Here is a 24436-nt window from a genome sequence, read left to right as displayed (position 1 = left end):
TGAAGCGATGAGCGATCTGCTGATCGTCGGCGCGGGACCGGCCGGACGGGCGCTGGCGCATCGGGCCGCGGCGCACGGGTTGGCGGTGACCGTGCTGGATCCGGCACCGCACCGACCGTGGACGATGACGATCGCCCTGTTCGTCGACGACCTGCCGGCATGGCTAGGCGCGGGCGTGCTGGCGGCGGTCGCCGACGAGGTGGTGGTGTACACCCCCGGTCGTCGGCGGGTACCACGTGGCTACGGCGTGCTGAATACCGTGGCGCTGCAGGAGGCACTGTCCCTCGACGGCGTGCGCGTGGTCACCGGCGCCGCGACCCTGGTGACCGACACGCAGGTCCGCACCGCCGACGGAGCGACGCTGCGGGCGCGGACGGTGGTGGATGCGCGCGGCGGGACCGGGGTGGGCGACGACGTGGCCCGGCAACGCGCCGTCGGCGCCTTTGTACCGGCCGCGGGCCGCGAACCGGAGATGGTGCTGATGGACTGGCGCGGCACTTCGGAGCGGCACCCGTCGTTCAGCTACCGGGTGCGGGTGGATGCCGACCGCGATCTGGTGGAAGAGACGTCCCTGGCCGCGGCCCCCACCGAGGTGGATCTCGCCGAACTGGCGCGACGCAACGCGCGGCGCGGGCTCGGCACACAGGTGGGCGAACCGGAGCTGGTGGACTTTCCGCTCTACGCCACGCGCACCCCGTGGCGCGCGGCACCGGGGGCGCCGCTGCGGTTCGGTGCCGCAGGCGGCCTGCTGAACCCGGCCACCGGGTACAGCGTGGCCGAGTCACTGCGCTGGGCCGAGACACTGGCGGCGGCCCTCGCCGTCGGGATCGACGGCGGGTCCGCCCTGTGGCCGCGGTCGGCGCGCTGGGTGTACCGGCTCCGGCTGCGCGGCCTCGCGGTGCTGCTGAGATTCGACGGACCGCAGCTGACGGCCTTCTTCGACGCCTTCTTCCGGCTCCCGCCCGAGGTGCAGCGCGTCTACCTGTCCGGTCGCACCGACCTGGCGGGGGTGCTGCGGGCGATGACCGCTGTGTTCGTGCGGGTGCCGTGGCGACTGCGGCTCGCCGTGCTCGCCGGTTTCGTCAGGCCTGTTCGCCGGGGGCCTGCGCCTGGGCTTCGGCGATGGCCTTGTCCACGTCGAGCGCCTTGACCTGCTCGACGAGCGAGTCGAGGGCCTGCGGCGGCAGCGCGCCGGCCTCGTTGAAGACCAGGTGACCCTTCTTGAAGACCATCAGGGTGGGGATGGACCGGATGCTGGCGGCCTGCGCCAGCTCCTGCTGCGCCTCGGTGTCGACCTTGCCGAAGACGACGTCGTCGTACTTCTCCGCGGCGGCCTCGAAGGTCGGCGCGAACTGGCGGCACGGGCCGCACCACGATGCCCAGAAGTCCACCAGGACGATCTCGCTGTCGAGAACGGTCTGCTCGAAATTGTTACCGGTGAGTTCGATTGTGCTCATGTCTTCCTTAACGTCGGTGGGCGCGAGGTATTCCCGAGGCTACCGCTGCGGCGGCTGATCCGGACCGCCCGGGCGAAGATTCGGACGCGGCTGATTCAGCACCGTCGGCTGCTCGGCGAGCGGCGGACGTTGGGGCTGCGGACGAGGGGGCTGGGGACGAGGGGGCTGGGGACGAGGGGGCTGCGGCCGCGCCTGCGGTGGCGGCTGCGAGCGTTGCGGTGGGCGGGGCTGGGTCATCGGGGGCTGGGGCGGGCGCGCGGGAGGCGGTCCGGGCCGTTGCCACTGCTGCGGCGGCAGCGGGGCGGCCGGGGGCGGCGGGGGCTGCGGCGCGCGTCGGCGGCGCAGCAGCCACCAGCCCAGGCCGGCGAGGGCCAGCACTCCGGCCCCGATCAACGGGCCGATCCACACCCACGGACTGGTCGAATCGGCCGGTTCCGGGGCCGCCGCCAGGCGCACGTCGTGGCTCTCCAGATAGGTGCGCAGGGCGATGTTGTCGGTGATGAAGTTGAAGGAGGCCTTCTCATCGCGCAGTGCGGCACCCGCGGAGTTGGTGCCGACAACGGCCCCGGCCGAGTCCACGGTGGGCCCGCCGGACATGCCCTGACCCAGCACGGCGGAGATCTCGGTGCGGACCAGGCCGGAGTCGCTGGTCTGGCGGGAGGACACGGTCCCGTTCTTGTACGACGGCTGGGCGATCGCCGAGGAGTCGTTGGTCGACTGGACGGCGCCGGGGAAGCCGATCGCGACCACCTCGTCGCCGGGTTCGGGCGCACGATCGGAGATCACCAGGGCGCGCAGTCCCTGCGGGGGCGCCACCTTCAGCAGCGCGTTGTCGCCCTCGTCGAAGCCCTGGTAGGCCACCACGTCCACGGCCGTCCACTCGGGAAAGACCTGGTGCGGGCCGGTGGGCTGGCGCAGCCGCACCGAGGTGGCCGCACCGGCCTCGCCGTCGGGAGTGGTCACCGACCACTTCTGTTCCACGGCCTGTTCGTAGATCCGGGAGGCCCACGCCTCGTCGCGGCCCTGCGCCCGGGCGACGGTGGCCACCGCGCGCTCCCGGAAGGAGTTCAGGATCGACTCGTCGTTCGGATCGACGCAGTGTCCGGCGGTCGCGATGTACCCGGCGGCGTCGACCACGTAGCCGGTGCAATTGCCGGTCACGGTCACATCGTCGAGGCGGCGCGTGCCGTCGTCAAAGGGAATGTCGACGCCCGCGGTGAACTCCGTCTGTACGAACACCAGCGACGGTCCCACCCGCGAAGCGATCGACTCCGAGCCGTCGGCGCGAGCCAGGCCCGCACCGCCGGGGAGAAAGGCGAGCACGGCAACGGTCACCAGCGCCAGGGTGCGCGGAATCGGCCTCACCCGGGTGAAATTATCACAGGGGTCAGACGGTGAAGCCCAAGGCGCGCAGCTGCTCGCGGCCGTCGTCGGTGATCTTGTCCGGGCCCCACGGCGGCAGCCACACCCAGTTGATCTCCACGTCGGTGCACAGACCGCTGCCCACCAGGGCTCCGCGGGTCTGATCCTCGATCACATCGGTGAGCGGGCAGGCCGGGGAGGTCAGGGTCATGTCCAGCCGCACGGCGGCGTCGTCGTTGATCTCGAAGCCGTAGACCAGGCCGAGGTCGACCACGTTGATGCCCAGTTCGGGGTCCACCACGTCGCGCATCGCCTCTTCCACGTCGTCGTGGGAGGGCAGCGCGGTATTGGGTTCGGTCATGTCAGACTCCTGTCTTCTCATGGATTTGGGCGAGCGCGTCCTTGAAGGCCAGCCAGCCGAGGAGGGCGCACTTGACGCGCGCCGGGTACTTGCTGACGCCGGAGAACGCGATGCCGTCGCCGATCACGTCTTCGTCGCCCAGATCGGCGCCCCGCGAGGTCAGCATCGCCTGGTAGGAGTCCACGGCGGCCAGCGCCTGCGTCACGTCCAAACCCACGATCTGGTCGAAGAGCACGGAGGTGGACGCCTGCGAGATCGAGCAGCCCTGCCCGTCGTAGGAGACGTCGGCGATGGCGCCGTCGGCCACCGCCACCCGCAGGGTCACCTCGTCGCCGCACGTCGGATTGACGTGGTGCACCTCGGCGCCGAACGGCTCGCGGAGGCCGCGGCCGTGCGGGTGCTTGTAGTGGTCCAGGATCACGTCCTGGTACATCTGCTCCATCCGCATGTCAGCGGTCTCCTCCCCCGACGGTGCCGAAGAACTCCTGGGCGCGCCGAATGCCGGCGGCCAATGCGTCGACCTCGTCGACGGTGTTGTACAGCGCGAACGACGCCCGCGCGCTGGCGGCGATGCCGAGGCGACGGTGCAGCGGCCACGCGCAGTGGTGACCCACGCGGATCGCGATGCCCTCGTCGTCGAGGACCTGCCCGAGGTCGTGGGCATGGATGCCTTCGACCATGAACGAGATCGCGGCACCTCGATCGGTGCTGTCGGAGGGGCCGACCAGACGCAGACCTTCGATCGCGCCCAACTGCTCCAGGGCGCGCTCGACCAGGACGTGTTCGTGCGCGGCGATGTTCGCCATGCCGATCGCCTCCAGGTACTCCACGGCCGCACCGAGCCCGACGACCTGCGAGGTCATCGGCACGCCGGCCTCGAAGCGCTGCGGCGGCGGCGCGTACGTCGAACCCTCCATGGTGACGGTCTCGATCATCGATCCGCCGGTCAGGAAGGGCGGCAACTGCGCCAGCAGCTGCGCCCGGCCGTACAGCACGCCCACGCCCGACGGCCCGAGCATCTTGTGGCCGGAGAACGCGGCGAAGTCCACGCCCAGCGCCGAGAAGTCCACCGGCAGGTGCGGCACGGACTGGCAGGCGTCGAGCACGGTGAGCGCGTTCACCGCGCGTGCCCGGGCCACCAGCTCGGCCACGTCGGTGATCGCACCGGTCACGTTGGACTGGTGCGTGAAGGCCACGATCTTGACCGAGTCGTCGAGCGTCAGCGAATCCAGATCGATGCGCCCGTCGTCAGTGACGCCGTACCACTTCAGGGTGGCGCCGGTGCGTCCGCACAGCTCCTGCCACGGCACCAGGTTCGCGTGATGCTCGAGCTCGGTCACCACCACGGTGTCCCCCGGGCCCAGCGGCGCGTCGTCGAACAGCGCCCCCGACCGCGGATCGCCGAGACTGTAGGCGACCAGGTTCAGCGCCTCGGTCGCGTTCTTGGTGAAGACGATCTCGTCCACGGCCGCCCCGACGAAACCGGCGATCGCCGCGCGGGCGTGCTCGTAATCGTCGGTGGCCTCCTCGGCCAGCTGGTGCGCCCCGCGGTGCACGGCGGCATTGCGGTTGAGCAGGAAATCCCGCTCGGCGTCGAGGACCTGGAGTGGACGCTGCGAGGTGGCGCCGGAGTCGAGGTAGACCAACGGCCGATCATCGCGCACGGTGCGCGCGAGGATCGGGAAGTCTGCGCGGATCCGGTCGAGATTCACTTCGCTGCGACGGCCGACGTGAACCGAACGTAGCCGTTCTCCTCCAACTCGTCGGCCAGTTCGGGTCCGCCCGATTCGGCGATCCGGCCGTCCACGAAGACGTGCACGTGATCGGGCGTGATGTAGCGCAGGATGCGGGTGTAGTGGGTGATCAGCAGCACGCCGCCGCCTTCGCTCTCGCGGTAGCGGTTGACGCCCTCGGAGACCACGCGCAGGGCGTCGACGTCCAGGCCGGAGTCGGTCTCGTCGAGTACGGCGATCTTCGGCTTGAGCAGCGACAGCTGCAGGATCTCCAGGCGCTTCTTCTCGCCGCCGGAGAAGCCCTCGTTGACGCTGCGGTCACCGAAAGCGGAATCGATCTCCAGCGCGGCCATCGCCTCACGGTTCTCCTTGACCCAGTGGCGCAGCTTCGGGGCCTCGCCGCGGACCGCGGTGACCGCCGAGCGCAGGAAGTTCGACGTCGACACGCCGGGGACCTCCACCGGGTACTGCATGGCCAGGAACAGGCCGGCCCGCGCGCGTTCGTCGACGCTCATGGCCAGCACGTCTTCGCCGTCGAGGGTGATCGAACCCTGGGTGACGGTGTAGCGGGGATGGCCGGCGATGGCATACGCCAGGGTCGACTTGCCCGAGCCGTTGGGGCCCATGATGGCGTGCGTCTGACCGGAATCGAGGGTCAGGTTGACGCCCTTGAGGATGTGGATGGGCTCGGCGTCGGCATCGGCCGGGGTCACGTCGACGTGCAGGTCGCGGATTTCCAGAGTGCTCACAGTGTGTCTCGTCTTTCTGTACGGGCTCAGGCGCTCAGGCGCCCGCGGATTCGAGTTCGGCTTCGATGGCTGCTTCGAGCCGCTCGCGAAGTTCGGGGACGGTGATCTTGGCGAGGACCTCGCCGAAGAAGCCGCGGACCACCAGGCGGCGCGCCACGTCTTCGGGGATTCCTCGGGACTGCAGGTAGAACAGCTGCTCGTCGTCGAAGCGTCCGGTGGCGCTGGCGTGGCCTGCGCCGCGAATCTCGCCGGTCTCGATCTCCAGGTTGGGAACCGAGTCGGCGCGGGCGTTGTCGGTGAGCACCAGGTTGCGGTTGAGCTCGTAGGTGTCGGTGCCTTCGGCGGACGGGCGGATCAGCACGTCGCCGATCCATACGGTGCGGGCCTCGCCCCGCTTGTTACCCGAGGGATCGCCCTGCAGGGCGCCCTTGTAGACCACGTGCGAGCGGCACATGGGTGCGCTGTGATCGACCAGCAGACGCTGCTCCAGGTGCTGGCCGGCGTCGGCGAAGTACAGACCCCACAGCTCGGCGTCACCGCCGGGACCGTTGTACTGCACCCGCGGGGACAGACGAACGGTGTTGCCGCCCAGGCTGATCGCGAAGTGCCGCAGCACGGCGTCGCGCCCGAGCGCCAGGTGATGGGCGGCCACGTGCACGGCGTCGTCGTCCCAGTCGTGCACGTTGACCACGGTCAGGTGCGCGCTGTCGTCGGCGATGATCTCGACGTTCTCGCCGAGGGTGCCGCCGCCGCGCTGGTCCAGGACCACGGTGGCGTTGGCGAACGCTTTCGCGTGAATCTGCAGGTGCGAGTAGGCCACCTGGCCCTCGCCCGGGCCCGTCACGGCGATCACGACGGGTTCGGCGACCTGAGCTTCGCGCTCGATGGTGACCACGGTGGCCTCCTCGAACGACGAGAATGCCTGTGCCGCAACACGATCGAACGGCACACCGGCCGCGCCGAGGCGTTCGTCGCCGCGTCGCACGGTCTCGACGCGCACACCCTCGCCGGCACCGGCGACCTCGACGGTGGTCGTCGCGGTGGCGACGGCGCTGCCGTCGTGCAGGCCGCGAAGGCGCCGGAACGGGGTGAACCGCCACGCCTCTTCGCGCTGGCTCGGGACCTCGAAGGCCTCCACGTCGAACGAGGTGAACAGTTCGCCCTTGTTGACCACCACCGCGACCGGGGTGGTCTCGGTGGTCGTGCTCTTCTCCGGGGCCGCCATCAGCCGACCGATCCTTCCATCTGCAGCTCGATGAGCCGGTTGAGTTCCAATGCGTATTCCATGGGCAGTTCCTTGGCGATGGGCTCGACGAAGCCGCGCACCACCATGCCCATGGCCTCCTCCTCGGTGAGACCGCGACTCATCAGATAGAAGATCTGATCGTCGCTCACCTTGGAGACGGTGGCCTCGTGGCCCATGGTCACGTCGTCCTCGCGGATGTCGACGTACGGGTAGGTGTCGCTGCGGCTGATCTGGTCCACCAGCAGGGCGTCGCACTCGACCGTCGACCGGCTGCCGTGGGCACCCGGGTTGATCTTGATCAGACCGCGGTAGGACGAACGGCCGCCGCCGCGGGCCACCGACTTGGAGATGATGTTGCTCGAGGTGTTCGGCGCCAGGTGGACCATCTTGGATCCGGTGTCCTGGTGCTGACCGGGACCGGCGAAAGCCACCGACAGCACCTCGCCCTTGGCGTGCTCACCGGTGAGCCACACGGCCGGGTACTTCATGGTGACCTTGGAGCCGATGTTGCCGTCGACCCATTCCATGGTCGCGCCCTCTTCGGCCTTGGCGCGCTTGGTCACCAGGTTGTAGACGTTGTTCGACCAGTTCTGGATGGTGGTGTAGCGGCAGCGGCCGCCCTTCTTCACCACGATCTCGACCACGGCCGAGTGCAGCGAGTCGGACTTGTAGATCGGGGCGGTGCAGCCCTCGACGTAGTGCACGTAGGCACCCTCGTCGACGATGATCAGTGTGCGCTCGAACTGGCCCATGTTCTCGGTGTTGATCCGGAAGTAGGCCTGCAGCGGGATGTCCACGCGCACGCCCGGCGGCACGTAGACGAACGAGCCGCCCGACCACACGGACGTGTTCAGCGCGGAGAACTTGTTGTCGCCAGCCGGGATGACGCTGCCGAAGTACTCCTGGAAGATCTCCGGGTGCTCACGCAGACCGGTGTCGGTGTCGAGGAAGATGACACCCTTCTCCTCCAGGTCCTCGCGGATCTGGTGGTAGACCACCTCGGACTCGTACTGCGCGGCGACGCCGGCCACCAGGCGCTGCTTCTCGGCCTCCGGGATGCCCAGGCGGTCGTAGGTGTTCTTGATGTCCTCGGGCAGGTCCTCCCAGGACTGGGCCTGCTTCTCGGTGGACCGCACGAAGTACTTGATGTTGTCGAAGTCGATCCCGCTCAGATCGGCGCCCCACGTGGGCATCGGCTGCTTGTCGAAGATGCGCAGCGCCTTGAGCCGCTGTTCGAGCATCCACTCGGGCTCGCTCTTCTTCGCGGAGATGTCACGCACCACGGCCTCGGACAGGCCGCGCTGGGCGGAGGCGCCCGCAACGTCGCTGTCGGACCAGCCGTAGCCGTACCGGTCGAAGGACGCGATCGTCTCTTCCTGGGACAGCGGGGCCGGCGCGGTAGTCGCGGCGGGTTCGGTGACCGTCATCGTGTGGCCTTTCCGTTGGGGTTCTGTGCAGGACTATTCGGGGCAGGACTAATGGGCGTTATCGGAACGTGGGTGGTGCAGACGCAGTCGCCGTTGGCGATGGTCGCCAGGCGCTGCACGTGGGTGCCGAGCAGTTCGGTGAACCGTGCGGTCTCGGCTTCGCAGAGCTCGGGGAACTGCGTCGCGACGTGCGCCACCGGGCAGTGGTGCTGGCAGATCTGTACGCCGGTGCCCACTTCGCGGACATTGGCCGAGTACCCGGCGCTGGTGAGCGCGTCGGCGATGTCTTCGACGGTGCGCACCACGTCCGCCTCACCCGAGGCCGGCGTCACCGACGAGACGATGCCGTCGACGCGGTCGCGGGCGAACTCGGCCACGGCCTGCTCGCCGCCGACGTCGCGCAGCATGCGCAGCGCGGCACCGGCGAGGTCATCGTAGGCGTGTCGCAGCTTGCCGCGACCGGTCGGGCTCAGCTGGAAGTATTTGGCGGGACGGCCGCGGCCGCCGCGACCGAAACCCGGCGCCGCGGTCTGGACGTCGCCCGCACTGAGCAGGATGTCCAGGTGGCGGCGTACGCCGGCGGCGCTGATCCCGAGCCGCTCGGCGATGTCGCTCGCGGTGAGCGGACCCTCGTCGACGAGTAGGGAGACGACGGCGGCGCGGGTCTGGCCGTCAGCGCCAGGCCCGTCCGCAAACTGCTCGATGAGCAGCGAGTTTCCGTCGTCCATACTTTTCACAACATTATTGTGACGTAATTATTCCCCCGCTTCCACCAAGGGTGACCTAAGCGCTCGTGTCCCGCCGGGTCGACGGATCGGCGACTCCGATGCCCTAGAGTCTGACGGGTGCGGAACGTTCCAGGAGTGCGCGCTGCGCTCGATCACCTCGGCCTGTCACGGCCCTCTCGGAACACCGACATCGATGCCACCGGGGATTACGGCGTCTCGCTGGCCCGGTTGCACGGCGAGGACGCCCACGTGGGCGCGCTCAATCCGTTGGAGAACAAGCGGCTGCGGCGCATCCGCCTGTTCGGCACCACCGGCGCCGTCCTGATCCTCATCGGTTCGCTGGGCACCGGCATGATGCCGGTGCTGCAGAACCCGATCGTCGGCATGCGGGTGTTCTCGCTGCCGTCGCGGATGTTCTCCACGGCGCTGACCATCTCCATCGGCGGCACCATGATGCTGGTGCTCGCGTGGATTCTGCTCGGGCGCTATGCCATCGGCAGATTCTCGGTGGAAGTGGCCGAGAATCGCAGCCCGGCGCGGCGGATGTCCCGGTCGCAGGCCGACCGCACCCTGGTGATGTGGATCTTCCCCCTGCTGTTCGCTCCCCCGCTGCTGAGTAAGGACGTCTACTCCTATCTCGCGCAGAGCGCGATCGGCTTCCGCGGAATGGATCCGTACACCTACAGCCCGATGCGCGGGCTGGGCGTCGATCACGTGCTGTCGTTGTCGGTGCCCAACCTGTGGAAGGACACGCCCGCACCGTACGGGCCGCTGTTCCTGTGGATCGGCGAGCAGATCACCCGCGTCACCGGTGAGACCATCACGGTGGCGGTGTTCCTGCATCGCCTGGTGGCGCTGGTGGGCGTGGCCCTCATCATCTGGGCGCTGCCGCGTCTGGCCCGCCGCTGCGGCGTCTCGTCGGTCGCCGCCCTCTGGCTCGGCGCGATGAATCCGCTGCTGATCCTGCATCTGGTGGGCGGCATCCACAACGAGGCTCTGATGATCGGCATGATGCTGGTCGGCGTCGAATGGTGCTTCCGTGCGATCTACGACGCCGACAGCCTGTGGTCGCCGGCGCGGCGACTGCCGTCGGCCGCCGGATGGCTCCTGCTGGGGGGTGCCGCGATGATCGCGGCCTCGGCGATGATCAAGGTCACCTCGCTGCTGGCGCTCGGCTTCGTCGGGGTCGCGCTGGCGCGGCGCTGGGGTGCGACCCTGCCCGCCCTGCGGAATGCGCCGTGGCGGCAGTGGTGGTCGCGGTCCAAGCAGACATTGCGCGCACTGGCCGCCGCGGCGGCGGTCACCGGAGCGGTGGCCGTGCTGGTGGTGGTGGCCATCTGCCTCGGCACCGGCCTCGGCTTCGGGTGGACCAGCACCACCACCACCGGCGGCATCGTGCGCTCGTGGATGTCGATGCCGACGCTGCTCTCGGTGGTCTCCGGCCGCATCGGACTATGGTTGGGCCTCGGCGAGCAGACGCAGGCGATCCTCGACGTCGCGCGACCGATCGGCCAGTTGATCGCGGCCGCGTTCGTGGTGCGCTGGCTGCTGGCGGTGCTGTCGGGGCGGATCCATCCGCTCGGCGGTCTCGGCATCGCGATGGCCACCGTCATCATCTTCTTCCCGTTCGTGCAGGCCTGGTATCTGCTCTGGGCGATCATCCCGCTCGCCGCGTGGGCCACCACCCGATGGTTCCGCGTCGGCACGGTTGTGATCTCCGCGATAATCGCGGTGGTGGTGATGCCCACCAGTTCGGACACCTCGCCGATGGTGGTGGTGCAGGGATTGTCCACCGGCCTGCTGATGACCCTTGTGGCCAGCATCTTCTTCTTCATCGATCATCCGACCAGACGCTGGTGGGCCACCCGCCGCCGGACCTGACCCGGGTACCGAGGATCGGCGCGCGGGGCCTAGGCTGGGCTACGTGCACCCCGTTTCCGCTTCGTCCCCCGCCGTCGAGATTCGGGGTCTTCGCAAGCAGTTCGGTGAGGTCACCGCGGTCGACGGCCTGGACCTGCTCCTGCCGCGCGGTGAGATCCTCGCCCTGCTCGGCCCCAACGGCGCCGGCAAGACCACCACCGTCGAGGCCTGCGAGGGTTTTCTGCGTCCCGACGCCGGACAGGTCCGCGTCCTGGGCCTGGATCCGACGGCCGACAATGATCGACTCCGCGCCCGCATCGGGGTGATGCTGCAGGGCGGTGGCGCGTATCCGGGCGCCAAGGCCGGCGAGATGCTGGCCCTGTGCGCCGCCTACAGTGCCGATCCCCTCGATCCGGACTGGCTGCTGGACATGCTGGGCCTGCGCGAGAACGTGCGGACCCCGTACCGACGGCTGTCCGGCGGACAGCAGCAACGCCTGGCGTTGGCGTGCGCGCTGGTGGGTCGCCCGGAGCTGGTGTTCCTGGACGAGCCGACGGCCGGCCTGGACGCGCACGCCCGCATCCTGGTGTGGGAGCTGATCTCCGCGTTGCGCGCCGACGGCGTGTCCGTCCTGCTGACCACCCACCTGCTCGACGAGGCCGAGCAGCTGGCCGATCAGATCGTCATCATCGACCACGGTGCAGTGGTGGCCTCGGGGACCCCGGCCGACCTCACCGGTGCGCACTCGCAGGACCGGCTGCGGCTGGTCACCGCCACCGCTTTCGAGGCGTCCGACCTGGCCGCCGCGCTCGGCCCGGGGTACCGGTGCGAGCGCGGTACCGGCGGAGCGTGCACGGTGATCGGCGCGGTCACCCCGCAACTGATCGCCGAGGTCGCCGCCTGGTGCGCCGCCCACGACATCCTCGCCACCGAGATCACGGCGGCCCAGCTCAGCCTGGAAGAAGTGTTCTTGAACCTGACCGGAGCGGAGGTGCGCGCGTGATGGCCGATCGTTTCCCGGCCGGGACGTTCACCCCGCGGCCCCAGCCTGCGTCGCTGCCCCGGATGCTCGCCGCCCAGACTCGGCTCGAGCTGACGTTGCTGCTGCGCAACGGCGAACAGCTGCTGTTGACCATGTTCATTCCGATCACGCTGCTGATCGGGCTGTGCCTGCTGCCCATCGGCACCTCCGCCGGTGACACCACCGCGGCCCGCGCGGCCAGTTTCGTGCCGGCCATCCTGGCGGTGTCGATCATGTCGACGGCCTTCACCGGCCAGGCCATCGCGGTGGGCTTCGATCGCCGCTACGGCGCGCTCAAACGGCTGGGCGCCACGCCCATCCCGCGGTGGGGCATCATCGCAGGCAAGACGTTCGCGGTGATCCTGGTGGTGGCCCTGCAGGCGCTGATCATCGGCGGCATCGGTCTGGCCTTCGGCTGGCGTCCGGATCCGTCGGGCCTGGCCATCGGCGCGGTGGTGATCGCCCTGGGCACCGCGGCCTTCGCCGCACTCGGTCTGCTGCTGGGCGGCACGCTCAAGGCCGAGGTGGTCCTCGCCCTGGGTAACCTGATCTGGTTCGTGCTGCTGGCCTTCTCCGGCCTGGTGGTCTTCGACGAGCATCTCCCCGACGCGGCAGGGCTGCTGGTGGGCTGGTCGCCGTCGGGCGCGCTCACCGAGGCGCTGATCCATGCCGTCTCCGACAACTCCTTCGACGTCGGCAGTGTCGTCGTCCTCCTCCTCTGGGCCGTCGCCGGCGGTCTCCTCGCTATCAGGTGGTTCAAGTTCGAATGAGCACTTCGCTGAGTCCGGCCGCGGGCTGGTTCGGTTTCCGCACGCCCTCCCTGCGTTTCCTCTACGCCTGGGCCGTGGCGAACCTCGCCGCCAACGTGCTGCTCGTGGTGACCGGCGGCGCCGTCCGGGTGACCGGCTCGGGCCTGGGGTGCCCCACGTGGCCGCAGTGCGGCGACGGCAAGTACACGCCCCCGATGACCTACCACGGCGTGATCGAGTTCGGTAACCGCATGCTGACCTGGGTGCTGGTCGCCGTCGCGGTGGCCACCTGGGTGGCCGCGATGCGCTACCGCCCGGTGGACCGGGTGGCCCGTCGTATGGCGACCGGCGTGGCGCTGGGCGTGCCGCTGCAGGCCATCATCGGCGGCATCACGGTGCTGACCAAGCTGAACCCGTGGGTGGTGGCGTTCCACTTCCTGGCGACCATCCTGATCATCTCGTTGGCCACCTGGATGGTCTATCGCACGCGCCCCGGCGGCGCCGTGGACGTCGCGGACGAGGTGCAGATTCCGCGCGACTCGGTGATCGCCCGCCTGGCGACGGCCCTCGCGATCACCGTCTACGCCCTCACCTGGACCACGATCTACCTGGGCACCGTGGTGACCGGCTCCGGCCCGCACTCGGGCGACGAGGACTCACACCGCAACAATCTGGACCCGGTCCTGGCCACCCAGCTGCACGCGGATGCGGTGTGGGCGCTGGTGGGCACCGGCTTCGCGCTGCTGCTGCTCGCGCTGATCGCCCGGCTCGCCATGCGCCGGGCGGCCTGGTGGTTCGCCGGCATCCTGCTGCTGCAGGGCGTGATCGGCTACGTCCAGTACTCGACGGGGCTGCCGGTGATCCTGGTGGTGCTGCACATGTTCGGCAGCGCGCTGCTGATGGTCGGCGCGACGGCGCTGCTGCTGAGCGCCGTCGACGCCGACCGGACTCAGCGGTAGTCGACGATCTTGCGGTTGCGGGACTTGGGGAACCGGTGCGAACCGGCCACCCAGCCCGCCATCTGACGCCAGTGCGACGGGGTGACCGCCGCCTTGGCGGTGAGGTCGCGGTCCCATTCGGCCACTTCCAGGCCTTCGATGCCGTCGACGATGCGACGTGCCTCGTCGAGGGTGGGGACCACCCGATCGGCCAGCTCGCCGTCCTGCTCGCCCACGAGGGTGATGCGGACTCCGGCGGCGCCTGCGGGCTGCAGAACGGCCTTGGCCGAGCCGCCCTCGGCGGCGACGTACTTGGTGATCGATTCGACGACCCCGAAAGCGGGTTCGGTCTGCGCGGCGGTGCTGTCGGTCATGCGCCTCATCATAGCCGCGTGCCACACTGAGCTATGCGTGCGATCAGTGTGACGTCCATCGGCGGTCCCGACGTGCTGACCGCGGTCCCGGCGCCCGATCCGACACCGGGTCCGGGACAGGTCCTGGTGCGCGTGCGGGCGGCGGGCGTGAACTTCATCGACACCTACCTGCGCAGCGGTCTGTACCCGGCGCAGGTGCCGTTCGTTCCGGGCAGCGAGGGCGCCGGAGACGTGGTGGCGTTGGGCCCGGGCGTCGAGGAGCTCGCCGTCGGACAACGCGTGGCCTGGTGCGATGTGCCCGGGAGTTACGCCGAGCTGGTCGCCGTGCCCGTGGCGCGGGCCCTGCGCATCCCCGACGGCGTCGGCTATGCGGAAGCCGGGTCCGGCCTGCTGCGCGGACTGACCGCGCACTACCTGCTGGACGGGGCGGCCCAGCCGCGTTCGGGTGAGACCGTGCTGGTGCAGGCCGGGGCCGGCGGTGTGGGGCTGATCCTGACGCAGATGGCCAAGCGGGCGGGGCTCCGCGTCCTGACGACGGTGTCCAGCGACGCCAAGGAGGTGCTGTCGCGAGCGGCTGGGGCCGACGAGGTGCTCCGCTACGGCGACGACCTGGCCGCGCGGATCCGGGCCCTCACCGGCGGTCGCGGGGTCTCGGTGGCGTACGACGGCGTGGGTGCGGACACCTTCGAGCAGTCCCTCGCGGCCACCGCGGTGCGCGGGAAGGTGGTGCTGTTCGGCGCCGCCAGCGGACCGGTGCCACCCTTCGATCTGCAGCGCCTGAACCCGCTCGGCTCGCTGTCGGTGATCCGCCCCACCCTGGCGCACTACATCACCGATCCGGGCGAGCTGGCCTGGCGTGCCAAGGACTACTTCACGGCGCTCGCCGGCGGCTTCGTCGAGGTCCGCGTCGGACAGCGTTACCCGTTGGCCGACGCCGCTCAAGCGCACCGCGATCTCGAAGGTCGCCGGACCACCGGCACCACGGTGCTGCTCCCCTAGCGGAAAGCCCGCAGGGTCGGCGCCGGGAGCGGGAAGACCCAGAAGTACGAGGCTGGAAGTGCGCGGCTCTAGAAGTACGAGGCGATCGTCGGCCAGTCCAGGACCGCGTCGACGGCGAGACCGCAGAACAGCAGCGCCAGGTACTCGTTGGACTTGAGGAAGATCTTCAACGGCTTGACGTCGACGCCGCGACGGGTCTCGATGTACAGCCGGGTGACGTACCAGAGGAACCAGCCGCCGGCGAGGATCGCGACCGCGAAGTAGATCCAGCTGGTCACCGGGATCAGGAACAGCGAGGTGACCACCGTCAGCCACGTGTAGATGAGCATCTGCCGCGTCACGCGCTCGGGCGAGGCGATCACCGGGAGCATGGGCACCCCGGCGGCGGCGTAGTCGTCGCGGTAGCGCCAGGCCAGCGCCCAGGTGTGCGGCGGCGTCCAGAAGAAGACCACCAGAAACAGCACGAACGGCTGCCAGCTGAGGGAACCGGTGACGGCCGCCCAGCCGACCAAGGACGGCATGCAGCCCGCGGCCCCGCCCCAGATCACGTTCTGCCAGGTCCGGCGCTTGAGGATCAGCGTGTAGACGCCGACGTAGAAGGCGATGGTGATCATCACCAGCACCGGCGGCAGCCACGGACGAGGATTGCCGTAGGCGGCGGTGCCGAAGTAGAGCATCACGAAGGAGGCGACCGCGAGGACCAGGCCGAAGACCAGCACGTGCCGGACGGGCACGGCGTGCCGGGCCAGCGGTCGACGTTCGGTGCGCTTCATCTTCTGGTCGATGTCGGCGTCGGCCACCATGTTGAGGCTGTTGGCGCTCGCCGCGCCCAGCCAGCCGCCGATCACGGTGATCAAGATCAGCCCGATGCCGACCGTTCCCCGCTCCGCCTGCAGCATCACCGGGATCGTCGAGACCAACAGGAGTTCGATCACGCGCGGTTTGGTGAGCGCGATGTACGCGAGCACCGTCGCCTTCATACGGGCCGGTAACGAGGCGGGCGCCTCAGTGGTGGCCGAAGACGGCGAAGCCTCGCCGCTGGCGGAAGCGTTCGAATTTACGCTTTCCCCGATCCTCAACGACTGGCTCCTTCGTATCTGCGCACTGCAGCCTCGACGAGGCCGCCGGAAAAGCGGCGCACTGGGGCTTGATGCTCAAATGGTAGCCCTCCGCGGCTCCCGGGAAGAATCCGGCCGGTCAGGAGGCGGCGCGTCACACCGTCACAGACGGAACCGTGCACATGCCCTAGGCTGGTGTAATCCGCCGTTTCTAACCACAGGAGAATGCCCCATCGTGGCCGTTACAGATGAGATCGCAGCGCTGACCAAGCCGTCGTACCCCGCTGATTGGACGGAGGTGGACACGCGCTCGGTCGACACGGCCCGCCTGCTGGCCGCGGACGCTGTTCAGCATTGCGGCAGTGGTCACCCGGGCACCGCGATGAGCCTGGCTCCCCTCGCCTACACGCTGTACCAGCGGGTCATGCGTCACGACCCCACCGACCCGGAGTGGGTCGGCCGGGACCGCTTCATCCTCTCGTGCGGGCATTCCAGCCTGACCCAGTACATCCAGCTCTACCTGGGCGGATTCGGCTTGGAGCTGTCCGACATCAAGGCGCTGCGCACCTGGGATTCGCTCACCCCCGGCCACCCGGAGTTCCGCCACACCAAGGGCGTGGAGATCACCACCGGCCCGCTGGGCCAGGGCTTGGCGTCGGCGGTCGGCATGGCGATGGCGGCGCGCCGCGAACGCGGCCTGTTCGACCCGGAGACCGCACCCGGCCAGAGCCCGTTCGACCATCACATCTACGTGATCGCCTCCGACGGTGACATCGAAGAGGGCGTCACCTCCGAGGCCGGTTCGCTGGCCGGCACCCAGCAGCTGGGCAACCTGATCGTCTTCTACGACCAGAATCACATCTCGATCGAGGACGACACCCAGATCGCGCTCACCGAGGACACCGCCGCGCGCTACGCCTCGTACGGCTGGGACGTGCAGGTGATCGAGGGCGGCGAGGACATCGTGGCCATCGAGTCCGCCGTGGACCACGCCAAGAGCGTGCTGGACAAGCCGTCGATCATCCTGATCCGCACCATCATCGCCTGGCCCGCGCCCACCAAGATGAACACCGGCGCCTCGCACGGCAGTGCCCTCGGCGCCGACGAGGTGGCCGCCACCAAGAAGATCCTCGGCTTCGACCCGGAACTCGACTTCGAGGTCTCCGACGAGGTGATCGGCCACACCCGCGCGCTCGCCGAGCGGGCGGCCGCCGATCGCGCCGGCTGGCAGACCGGGTTCGACGCCTGGGCCGCCGACAACGCCGAGCGCAAGGAACTGTTCGACCGCCTCTACGCGCGGGAGCTGCCGGAGGGCTGGGCGCAGGCCCTGCCGACCTGGGAGCCGGGCGACAAGGCCGTGGCCACTCGATCGGCCTCGGGCAAGGTGCTCTCGGCGCTGGCGCCGGTGCTGCCGGAGCTGTGGGGCGGCTCGGCCGACCTCGCCGGTTCCAACAACACCACGATGGACGGCGCCACGTCGTTCGGCCCGGAAGCGATCAGCACGTCCACCTGGACCGCGCACCCGTACGGCCGCACCCTGCACTTCGGTATCCGTGAGCACGCGATGGCCGCGATCCTCAACGGCATCGTGCTGCACGGCCCCACCCGGCCCTACGCCGGCACGTTCCTGCAGTTCGCCGACTACATGCGCCCCGCGGTGCGGCTGGCCGCACTCATGCAGATCGATCCGATCTACGTGTGGACCCACGACTCGATCGGCCTGGGCGAAGACGGCCCCACCCATCAGCCGGTGGAGCACCTGGCCGCGCTGCGCGCCATCCCCGGACTGGACGTGGTGCGTCCGGCCGACGCGAACGAGACCGCCCACGCGTGGCGGCATCTACTCGGCCGCCGCGATCACCCGGTCGGGCTCGCCCTGACCCGGCAGAACGTGCCGGTGCTGGCCGGCACCTCCTACGAGGGCGTGGCCCGCGGCGGCTACGTGCTCTCCGATCCCGCCGACGGCCCGGCCGTCGTGCTCATCGGCACCGGTTCGGAGGTCGCGCTCGCCGTGGAGGCCGCGGAGGCTCTGGCCGCCGAGGGCATCGCGGCGCGCGTGGTGTCCATGCCGTCGCTGGAGTGGTTCGACGAGCAGGACCGGGCTTACCGCGATTCCGTGCTCCCCGCGGGTGTCCCGCGCGTGGTGATCGAGGCCGGTATCGCCATGCCGTGGTACCGCGTGGTGCACGGCGGCGGCGGCATCAGTGCGGCCGAGGGCGAGATCATCTCGCTGGAGCACTTCGGCGCTTCGGCCCCCTACCAGAAGCTGTACGAAGAGTTCGGCATCACCGCGGACGCCGTCTCGGCCGCGGCCCGTCGCCTCGTCGGACAGTGACCTCGAGTGAACAAGGAGGACTTTTGAGATGACGCAGAATTCTAAACTCGCCGACCTGTCCGCCGCCGGCGTCTCGGTCTGGCTCGACGACCTGTCCCGGGACATGATCGACTCGGGCGCGCTGCGGCGCGAGATGGACGAGCACTCGGTGGTGGGTGTGACCACCAACCCGGCGATCTTCCAGGCCGCCATCGCCAAGTCGGACATGTACGACGAGCAGATCGCTCGGCTCGCCGCGCAGGGCGCCGACGTGGACGCCACCCTGACGGCGATCACCACCGACGACGTCCGTTCGGCCTGCGACGTGTTCGCTCAGGTGGCCGTCGACACCGACGGCGTGGACGGTCGCGTGTCCATCGAGGTGGACCCGCGCCTGGCGCACGACACCGAGGGCACCGTCGCGCAGGCGATCGAACTGGCCAAGCTGGTCCACCGGCCCAACGTGCTGATCAAGATCCCGGCGACCAAGGCGGGCCTGCCCGCCATCACCCGCGTGCTGGCCGAGGGCATCAGCGTCAACGTGACGCTGATCTTCTCGGTGGAGCGCTACGTCGAGGTGATGGACGCGTTCCTCGACGGGCTCGACGCCGCCCTGCAGAACGGGCACGACGTGGCGCGCCTCGTCTCGGTCGCCTCGTTCTTCGTCTCGCGCGTGGACACCGAGATCGACAACCGCCTGGAGAAGATCGGTACGCCGGAGGCGCTGGCGCTGCGCGGCAAGGCCGGTCTGGCCAACGCCCGACTGGCCTACGCCGCCTACTCCGAGGTGTTCGAGCTGGGTGTCCGGTTCCCGGACCTGAAGGCGCACGGGGCCCGCCCCCAGCGCGCCCTGTGGGCCTCCACCGGCGTGAAGAACCCCGACTACCCGGACACGCTGTACGTGAGCGAACTGGTCGCGCCGGACACGGTGAACACCATGCCGGGCAAGACCATGCTGGCCTTCGCCGATCACGGCTGGGTCAACACCGAGTCGATCGTCGGCCAGGCCGCGCCCAGCCGCGAGGTGTTCGCCGCGCTCGGCGCCGTCGGCGTCGATCTCGCGGACGTGTTCGCGGTCCTCGAGGCCGAGGGCGTGGACAAGTTCGTCGTCGCCTGGGACGAGCTGCTGACCGCCACCGCGGCCCAGCTCGCGGCCACGAAGGCCTGAGCCGTGGCTCCCGCGGCGGGCTCCGGTGAGCGTGGGTGGACCAATCCCCTGCGCGACCCCAACGACCGGCGCCTGCCGCGGATCGCCGGGCCGTCGGCCCTGGTGATCTTCGGTGTCACCGGAGACCTGTCGCGGCGCAAACTGATGCCCGCGGTGTACGACCTGGCCAACCGGGGGCTGCTGCCGCCGAGCTTCGCGCTGGTCGGTTTCGCGCGCCGCGAGTGGAGTGACCGCGACTTCGCCGACACCGTGAAGGAAGCGGTCAAGGAGCACTCCCGCACCGGTTTCGACGAGGAGCGGTGGGAGCGCCTGGCCGAAGGCATCCGGTTCATCGAGGGTAGCTTCGACGACGACGACGCCTTCGACCGACTCACCAGCACGCTCGGTGAACTCGACCGGGAACGCGGCACCGACGGCAACCACGCCTTCTACCTGGCGATTCCGCCGAACAGTTTCCCCACCGTGCTCAGCCAGCTCAAGCGGACCGGCCTGGCCGGGTCGCCCACCGACGAGTCGTGGCAGCGCGTGGTGATCGAGAAGCCGTTCGGACACGACCTGGAGAGCGCGAAGGAACTGAACGCGCTGGTCAACAGCGTGTTCAGCGAGGAGTCGGTGTTCCGCATCGATCACTACCTGGGCAAGGAGACGGTGCAGAACATTCTGGCGCTGCGCTTTGCCAATCAACTCTTCGAGCCGCTGTGGTCCAGCCACTACATCGATCACGTGCAGATCACCATGGCCGAGGACATCGGGCTGGGCGGCCGCGCCGGGTACTACGACGGCATCGGCGCCGCCCGCGACGTGATCCAGAATCACCTGCTGCAGTTGCTGGCCCTGATCGCGATGGAGGAGCCGATCTCGTTCTCCCCGCGGGAGCTGCAGGTGGAGAAGATCAAGGTCCTGATGTCCACGCGGAACCTGCTGCCGATCGAGGAGAACTCGGCGCGCGGCCGCTACGGCCCGGGCTGGCAGGGTTCGGAGCCGGTGCCCGGGCTGCTCGACGAGGGCTTCAGCCCCGATTCGACCACCGAGACCTACGCCGCGATCGGCCTGGAGGTGGATACGCGGCGCTGGGCCGGGGTGCCGTTCTATCTGCGCACCGGCAAGCGGCTGGGTCGGCGCGTCACCGAGATCGCCCTGATCTTCAAGCGTGCGCCCCACCTGCCCTTCGACGACTCGATGACCGCCGAACTGGGCCAGAACGCCCTGGTCATCCGCGTGCAGCCGGACGAGGGCGTCACCCTGCGCTTCGGATCCAAGGTGCCCAGCACCGGAATGGAGGTCCGCGACGTCAACATGGACTTCAGTTACGGCGAGGCCTTCACCGTCAGTTCCCCCGAAGCCTACGAGCGTCTGTTGCTGGACGTCCTGCTCGACGAACCGTCGCTGTTCCCGGTCAACGAAGAGGTGGAACTGAGCTGGCAGATCCTCGATCCGGTGCTGGCGCAGTGGGCCACCGAGGGCGTGCCGGAGACCTACGAGGCCGGCACGTGGGGTCCCACCGGCGGCGACCGGATGATCGAACGCACCGGCCGGACCTGGCGTCGGCCGTGAGGAGGCAGCGATGATCGTCGAACTTCCCGACACCACCACCCTGGACATCAGCAAGAAACTCGTGCGCATGCGCAACGCGGGCGGCGAGGTGACCGTCGGCCGCGTGCTGACGCTGATCATCGACACCGACGCGGGCGAGGAGGCCGAAGCGGCCGTGGCCGCGTCCAACCAGGCCAGTCGTGAGCATCCGTGCCGCGTGATCGTGGTCAGCCGCGGCGACCGCAGCCAGCCCACGCGTCTGGACGCCGAGATCCGGGTGGGCGGCGACGCCGGGGCCTCGGAAGTGGTGGTCCTGGACATGCACGGCGAGCTCGCCGACCATCCGCACGCGGTGGTGACGCCGTTCCTGCTGCCGGACACGCCGGTGGTGACCTGGTGGCCCGGGCGCGCACCGGCCCGGCCGGCCACCGATCCGCTCGGCCGGCTGGCGTCGCGGCGGATCACCGACGCCCGCTCGGCGCCCGACCCCGCGGCCGCGCTGGCCGCGCGTCAGATCGGCTACAGCGCCGGCGACACCGACCTGGCCTGGAGCGCCACCACCCCGTGGCGGGCCATGCTGGCCTCGGCACTGGATCGCCCGCCGCACGCCCCGGTGCTGTCCGGGTACGTCTCCGGCCCGGAGCAGAGCCCCGGCCTGGACCTCATCGCCGGCTGGCTCACCCACGCCCTCGGGGTGCCGGTCACGCGCGCCACCGGCGAGTGGGTGGCCCGCCTCCACCGCACCGACGGTCCGGTGGAGCTGATGGTCGACGACTACGGCGGGGTGCTGCGCTTTCCGGGTCGCCCCGACGGGCGCCTGCCGTTCAAGCGGCGCACCACCGCCGAATGCCTGGCCGAGGAATTGCGTCGACTGGACGCCGACATCGTGTATCGCCATGCGCTGGAAGGAATCTCCGGCATCTCCGACAAAGGACTGATGGGTTGATGAGGGAACTGGAAACGCTGATCTTCGACGACGGCGCGGCGCTGCTGACCACCGCCGCGGCGCGCTTCGTGGACGCGGTGGCCCGCGCGCAGGACGCCCGCGGGCGCGCCGTGCTGGCGCTCACCGGCGGCTCCAACGGCATCGGTGTGCTGCGGGAGCTGGCCGCCGACCCGGACGCCGTGGACTGGACCCGCGTGGACCTGTACTGGGGTGACGAGCGTTTCCTGCCCGAGCAGGATCCGGAACGCAATGCGTGGCAGGCCCGCCAGGCGCTGCTCGACAGCGTGCCGCTGGACCCGGCGCGGGTGCATTTCATGCCGGCGAGCGACGGCGAGTTCGGCGACGACCTGGACGCGGCCACCCGCGCCTACGCGGAGCTGATCACCGACGATCTCGTCTTCGACGTCCACCTGCTCGGCATGGGCGGCGAGGGCCACATCAATTCGCTGTTCCCGCACACCGCCGCCACCGCCGAGGACACCGCATCCGTGGTGGCCGTGTCCGATTCGCCCAAGCCGCCGCCGCGCCGCATCACGCTGACCTTCCCGGTGATCAACCGGTCCCGCGAGGTGTGGTTCCTGGTGTCCGGCGCGGAGAAGGCCGAAGCGGTGGCCGCCGCCCACACCGGCGCCGACCGCGCCGACTGGCCGTGCGCGGGCGCCCACGGCACCGAACGCACCGTCTGGTTCGTCGACGAGGCCGCCGCCGCGGGGCTGTCCGGCGACTAGCCGTCCGGCAGCCGGGTGTCGTCGCGCACCCGGGTCTCGCGGGTGCCGAGCATGTGCCGGTCGAACGTGTCCGGTTTCGGCGTGATCGGTTCGGCGTCGCCGGTGCCGTCGGCGGCCAGCACGGCCTCCACCGCGCGGTCGGCGAGGGCCTCGCCGGCGCCCGCGTACAGGTGGATCACCACGTCGGTGCCGAGTTCGGACAGTTCCGCGACGTCCTCCCGGTAGAGCGCGACCGAGGCCACCACGGCTCCCCCGTCGCCGATGCGCTGCAGTTCACGGAGGGCTTCGATGTTGGCGTACTGGGCCGGCATGGCCAGCACGATCATCTTGACGCCGCCCCGACTGACCAGCCGGGTCCAGAAGTCGTAGTCGGTGGCGTCGCCCTCGATGATCCGGAAGCCTTGCGGGGCGAGCTTTCTGATCCGGTTCGGGTCGTGCTCCACGCCGAGCGTCCGGTAGCCGTACTCCTCGGTGAGCTGACGGTAGACGGCCGAACCGACCCGGCCCATGCCGAGCACGACGGCCTCGGCATCGCCGATGTCGATGGGCCGGTCGTCGGGATGCAGCTTGTCCGGCGGGCGGGCCGGGAGCCGACGGGCCAGGCGCGACACCCCGGAGACACTGGTCGGGTTCACGATGCCGGCGATCACGAAGCTGCCGGCGACCGCGATCACCAGGGTCAGCAGCCACTCCTCCGACAGCCAACCGTCCTCGGTGCCGATCTCCGCGATGATGAGGGCGAACTCCGAGTAGTTGGCCAGGGCGAACGCGGCCAGCAGCGAGGTGCGGTTACGCAGGCCCAGCAGCCACAGCAGTCCCCAGTAGAAGAAGGCCTGCAACGGCAACAGCAGCAGCAGCGCCAGGCCGATCGCCACGTTCTCCCAGGTCGGGATGCCGTGGAAGCCGATGGCCACGAAGAAGCCGACCAGCAGCAGGTCCTTGATCCGGAACAGGGCGTTGGACAGCCGGTCCGCGCCGGGGTTGCGCGCCAGGACCACCCCCATGGCCAGCGCGCCGAGGCTGCCGGACAGGCCCACCGCGGTGAACAGGAGGTAGCCCGGGATCAGCGCCATGCCGAGGCCGAAGAGCACCTCCATCTCGCCGTGGCCCAGCCGACTCCAGTAGCGGGTGGCCCACACCAGCGCGGGCAGCACCACCACCAGGGTCAGGGCCCACAGGCTCGGCGGCTCCCCGCGGGAGATGGACATCAGCACCACGGCCCCGATGTCCTGCATCACCAGCACGCCGATCACGATGCGGCCGTACAGCGATTGTTCGTCGCCGCGTTCCTGCAGGATCTTGACCGCGACGATGGTGCTGGAGAAGGACAGCACGAAGGCGACGGCGGTGAGCACCGTCAACGACTGCGGGCCGTACGCCCCGAGCAGGCCGAGGACGGTGAGGAAGCCGACGCCGACCCCGGTCATCACCGCCATGTGTGCGCCGGCGTTGAACCAGACCTCCTTCTTCACCAGCGAGCCCAGATCCAACTGCAGGCCGATCGCGAACAGCAGCAGGGTGACGCCGATCTCGGACATCAGGTCCAGGCCCTCGAGCTGCTCGACGTCGGCGGCCCTGAGGATGAAGCCGGCCGCCAGGAAGCCGATGAGCGGGGGCAGCTTGATCAGTTTGGCGACCAGTCCGCACCCGAAGATCACCGCGAGATAGAGGGCCAGCAGGGTCAT

23 protein-coding genes are annotated in these 24436 nt (G+C 69.7%); 11 read left to right on the top strand and 12 right to left on the bottom strand.

All coding sequences use genetic code 11. The features are described from left to right. Positions 1 to 7: 7 nt before the first annotated feature. The gene (locus tag ACFFJD_RS11270; RefSeq protein ID WP_382364109.1) at positions 8 to 1150 is read left to right on the top strand and encodes a lycopene cyclase family protein; all 1143 of its coding nucleotides are present in this window, start codon (positions 8 to 10) and stop codon (positions 1148 to 1150) included. Here ACFFJD_RS11270 and trxA read toward each other — a convergent pair. Genes trxA through ACFFJD_RS11225 form a run of 9 tightly spaced genes read right to left on the bottom strand, consistent with a single transcriptional unit; the run spans position 1083 to position 9063 of the window. After that, on the bottom strand, positions 1083 to 1457 hold the full coding sequence (gene trxA / locus ACFFJD_RS11265) for a thioredoxin (protein ID WP_382364107.1): 375 nt from the start codon (positions 1455 to 1457) through the stop codon (positions 1083 to 1085). The genes ACFFJD_RS11270 and trxA overlap by 68 nt on opposite strands. A 39-nt stretch (positions 1458 to 1496) precedes the next feature. After that, positions 1497 to 2822, bottom strand: a complete 1326-nt coding sequence (locus ACFFJD_RS11260) for a S1 family peptidase (protein WP_382364105.1) — start codon at positions 2820 to 2822, stop codon at positions 1497 to 1499. 22 nt (positions 2823 to 2844) lie between these two features. Then, positions 2845 to 3180, bottom strand: a complete 336-nt coding sequence (locus tag ACFFJD_RS11255; RefSeq protein ID WP_382364103.1) for a metal-sulfur cluster assembly factor — start codon at positions 3178 to 3180, stop codon at positions 2845 to 2847. 1 nt (position 3181) lies between these two features. Next, entirely contained in the window at positions 3182 to 3628 is a 447-nt protein-coding gene (gene sufU / locus ACFFJD_RS11250) for a Fe-S cluster assembly sulfur transfer protein SufU (protein WP_382364101.1), read from the bottom strand. A gap of 1 nt (position 3629) precedes the next feature. After that, positions 3630 to 4892, bottom strand: coding sequence for a cysteine desulfurase (locus ACFFJD_RS11245; protein WP_382364099.1), 1263 nt, complete (start codon positions 4890 to 4892; stop codon positions 3630 to 3632). Continuing rightward, on the bottom strand, positions 4889 to 5662 hold the full coding sequence (gene sufC / locus ACFFJD_RS11240; RefSeq protein WP_382364097.1) for a Fe-S cluster assembly ATPase SufC: 774 nt from the start codon (positions 5660 to 5662) through the stop codon (positions 4889 to 4891). Before sufC ends, ACFFJD_RS11245 begins: the two co-directional genes overlap by 4 nt. 34 nt (positions 5663 to 5696) lie before the next feature. Continuing rightward, positions 5697 to 6887 (bottom strand): Fe-S cluster assembly protein SufD, encoded by a 1191-nt coding sequence (gene sufD, locus ACFFJD_RS11235; protein ID WP_382364095.1) that lies wholly within the window; start codon positions 6885 to 6887, stop codon positions 5697 to 5699. Next, positions 6887 to 8335, bottom strand: coding sequence for a Fe-S cluster assembly protein SufB (gene sufB, locus ACFFJD_RS11230; RefSeq protein ID WP_382364092.1), 1449 nt, complete (start codon positions 8333 to 8335; stop codon positions 6887 to 6889). The genes sufD and sufB overlap by 1 nt, the downstream gene beginning before the upstream one ends. Further along, positions 8332 to 9063 carry a helix-turn-helix transcriptional regulator gene (locus tag ACFFJD_RS11225; RefSeq protein ID WP_382364090.1) on the bottom strand — a complete coding sequence of 244 codons (732 nt, stop codon included), beginning with the start codon at positions 9061 to 9063 and terminating at the stop codon, positions 8332 to 8334. Before ACFFJD_RS11225 ends, sufB begins: the two co-directional genes overlap by 4 nt. Before the next feature lie 117 nt (positions 9064 to 9180). Between ACFFJD_RS11225 and mptB the strand changes: the two genes are divergently transcribed. Genes mptB through ACFFJD_RS11205 form a run of 4 tightly spaced genes read left to right on the top strand, consistent with a single transcriptional unit; the run spans position 9181 to position 13652 of the window. Next, positions 9181 to 10944: a polyprenol phosphomannose-dependent alpha 1,6 mannosyltransferase MptB gene (mptB, locus tag ACFFJD_RS11220; RefSeq protein ID WP_382364088.1), complete on the top strand. Its 1764-nt coding sequence runs from the start codon at positions 9181 to 9183 to the stop codon at positions 10942 to 10944. Positions 10945 to 10978: 34 nt separating this feature from the next. After that, entirely contained in the window at positions 10979 to 11926 is a 948-nt protein-coding gene (locus ACFFJD_RS11215; RefSeq protein WP_382364478.1) for an ABC transporter ATP-binding protein, read from the top strand. Continuing rightward, positions 11926 to 12714, top strand: a complete 789-nt coding sequence (locus ACFFJD_RS11210; protein ID WP_382364086.1) for an ABC transporter permease — start codon at positions 11926 to 11928, stop codon at positions 12712 to 12714. The genes ACFFJD_RS11215 and ACFFJD_RS11210 overlap by 1 nt, the downstream gene beginning before the upstream one ends. After that, positions 12711 to 13652, top strand: a complete 942-nt coding sequence (locus tag ACFFJD_RS11205; RefSeq protein WP_382364084.1) for a COX15/CtaA family protein — start codon at positions 12711 to 12713, stop codon at positions 13650 to 13652. Before ACFFJD_RS11210 ends, ACFFJD_RS11205 begins: the two co-directional genes overlap by 4 nt. Here the strand turns inward: ACFFJD_RS11205 and ACFFJD_RS11200 are convergent. Further along, positions 13643 to 14005: a hypothetical protein gene (locus ACFFJD_RS11200; protein ID WP_382364082.1), complete on the bottom strand. Its 363-nt coding sequence runs from the start codon at positions 14003 to 14005 to the stop codon at positions 13643 to 13645. The genes ACFFJD_RS11205 and ACFFJD_RS11200 overlap by 10 nt on opposite strands. Before the next feature lie 33 nt (positions 14006 to 14038). Here ACFFJD_RS11200 and ACFFJD_RS11195 point away from each other — a divergent pair, with 33 nt between their 5' ends. Next, positions 14039 to 15004, top strand: a complete 966-nt coding sequence (locus tag ACFFJD_RS11195) for a quinone oxidoreductase family protein (RefSeq protein ID WP_382364080.1) — start codon at positions 14039 to 14041, stop codon at positions 15002 to 15004. A gap of 68 nt (positions 15005 to 15072) precedes the next feature. Here the strand turns inward: ACFFJD_RS11195 and ACFFJD_RS11190 are convergent, their stop codons facing one another. Next, complete coding sequence (locus ACFFJD_RS11190) at positions 15073 to 16083, bottom strand: heme o synthase (RefSeq protein WP_382364078.1); 1011 nt, start codon at positions 16081 to 16083, stop codon at positions 15073 to 15075. A gap of 214 nt (positions 16084 to 16297) precedes the next feature. Between ACFFJD_RS11190 and tkt the strand changes: the two genes are divergently transcribed. Genes tkt through pgl form a run of 5 tightly spaced genes read left to right on the top strand, consistent with a single transcriptional unit; the run spans position 16298 to position 22751 of the window. Beyond that, complete coding sequence (gene tkt, locus ACFFJD_RS11185) at positions 16298 to 18397, top strand: transketolase (RefSeq protein WP_382364076.1); 2100 nt, start codon at positions 16298 to 16300, stop codon at positions 18395 to 18397. A gap of 28 nt (positions 18398 to 18425) precedes the next feature. After that, entirely contained in the window at positions 18426 to 19544 is a 1119-nt protein-coding gene (gene tal, locus ACFFJD_RS11180; protein ID WP_382364074.1) for a transaldolase, read from the top strand. 3 nt (positions 19545 to 19547) lie between these two features. Then, positions 19548 to 21098: a glucose-6-phosphate dehydrogenase gene (zwf, locus tag ACFFJD_RS11175; protein WP_382364072.1), complete on the top strand. Its 1551-nt coding sequence runs from the start codon at positions 19548 to 19550 to the stop codon at positions 21096 to 21098. A gap of 10 nt (positions 21099 to 21108) precedes the next feature. Continuing rightward, positions 21109 to 22023, top strand: coding sequence for a glucose-6-phosphate dehydrogenase assembly protein OpcA (locus ACFFJD_RS11170; RefSeq protein WP_382364070.1), 915 nt, complete (start codon positions 21109 to 21111; stop codon positions 22021 to 22023). Further along, the gene (pgl, locus tag ACFFJD_RS11165; protein WP_382364068.1) at positions 22023 to 22751 is read left to right on the top strand and encodes a 6-phosphogluconolactonase; all 729 of its coding nucleotides are present in this window, start codon (positions 22023 to 22025) and stop codon (positions 22749 to 22751) included. The genes ACFFJD_RS11170 and pgl overlap by 1 nt, the downstream gene beginning before the upstream one ends. On the opposite strand, the gene ACFFJD_RS11160 is transcribed toward pgl, so the two are convergent. Further along, complete coding sequence (locus ACFFJD_RS11160) at positions 22748 to 24436, bottom strand: cation:proton antiporter domain-containing protein (RefSeq protein ID WP_382364066.1); 1689 nt, start codon at positions 24434 to 24436, stop codon at positions 22748 to 22750. The two genes, pgl and ACFFJD_RS11160, sit on opposite strands and share 4 nt — an antisense overlap.

The organism is Gordonia phosphorivorans (assembly GCF_042432625.1).
Taxonomy (GTDB): domain Bacteria; phylum Actinomycetota; class Actinomycetes; order Mycobacteriales; family Mycobacteriaceae; genus Gordonia; species Gordonia phosphorivorans.
Note: the sequence above shows the minus strand (reverse complement) of the source record. Positions and strands in the feature narration are given on the sequence as shown.

Excerpts from the sequence above, each read along its gene's own strand:
- ACFFJD_RS11270 (WP_382364109.1), top strand. The coding sequence starts at position 8 with ATGAGCGATCTGCTGATCGTCGGCGCGGGACCGGCCGGACGGGCGCTG.
- trxA (WP_382364107.1), bottom strand. The coding sequence starts at position 1,457 with ATGAGCACAATCGAACTCACCGGTAACAATTTCGAGCAGACCGTTCTC.
- ACFFJD_RS11255 (WP_382364103.1), bottom strand. The coding sequence starts at position 3,180 with ATGACCGAACCCAATACCGCGCTGCCCTCCCACGACGACGTGGAAGAG.
- sufU (WP_382364101.1), bottom strand. The coding sequence starts at position 3,628 with ATGCGGATGGAGCAGATGTACCAGGACGTGATCCTGGACCACTACAAG.
- sufD (WP_382364095.1), bottom strand. The coding sequence starts at position 6,887 with ATGGCGGCCCCGGAGAAGAGCACGACCACCGAGACCACCCCGGTCGCG.
- sufB (WP_382364092.1), bottom strand. The coding sequence starts at position 8,335 with ATGACGGTCACCGAACCCGCCGCGACTACCGCGCCGGCCCCGCTGTCC.
- ACFFJD_RS11225 (WP_382364090.1), bottom strand. The coding sequence starts at position 9,063 with ATGGACGACGGAAACTCGCTGCTCATCGAGCAGTTTGCGGACGGGCCT.
- ACFFJD_RS11210 (WP_382364086.1), top strand. The coding sequence starts at position 11,926 with ATGGCCGATCGTTTCCCGGCCGGGACGTTCACCCCGCGGCCCCAGCCT.
- ACFFJD_RS11205 (WP_382364084.1), top strand. The coding sequence starts at position 12,711 with ATGAGCACTTCGCTGAGTCCGGCCGCGGGCTGGTTCGGTTTCCGCACG.
- ACFFJD_RS11200 (WP_382364082.1), bottom strand. The coding sequence starts at position 14,005 with ATGACCGACAGCACCGCCGCGCAGACCGAACCCGCTTTCGGGGTCGTC.
- ACFFJD_RS11195 (WP_382364080.1), top strand. The coding sequence starts at position 14,039 with ATGCGTGCGATCAGTGTGACGTCCATCGGCGGTCCCGACGTGCTGACC.
- tal (WP_382364074.1), top strand. The coding sequence starts at position 18,426 with ATGACGCAGAATTCTAAACTCGCCGACCTGTCCGCCGCCGGCGTCTCG.
- ACFFJD_RS11170 (WP_382364070.1), top strand. The coding sequence starts at position 21,109 with ATGATCGTCGAACTTCCCGACACCACCACCCTGGACATCAGCAAGAAA.
- pgl (WP_382364068.1), top strand. The coding sequence starts at position 22,023 with ATGAGGGAACTGGAAACGCTGATCTTCGACGACGGCGCGGCGCTGCTG.
- ACFFJD_RS11160 (WP_382364066.1), bottom strand. The coding sequence starts at position 24,436 with ATGACCCTGCTGGCCCTCTATCTCGCGGTGATCTTCGGGTGCGGACTG.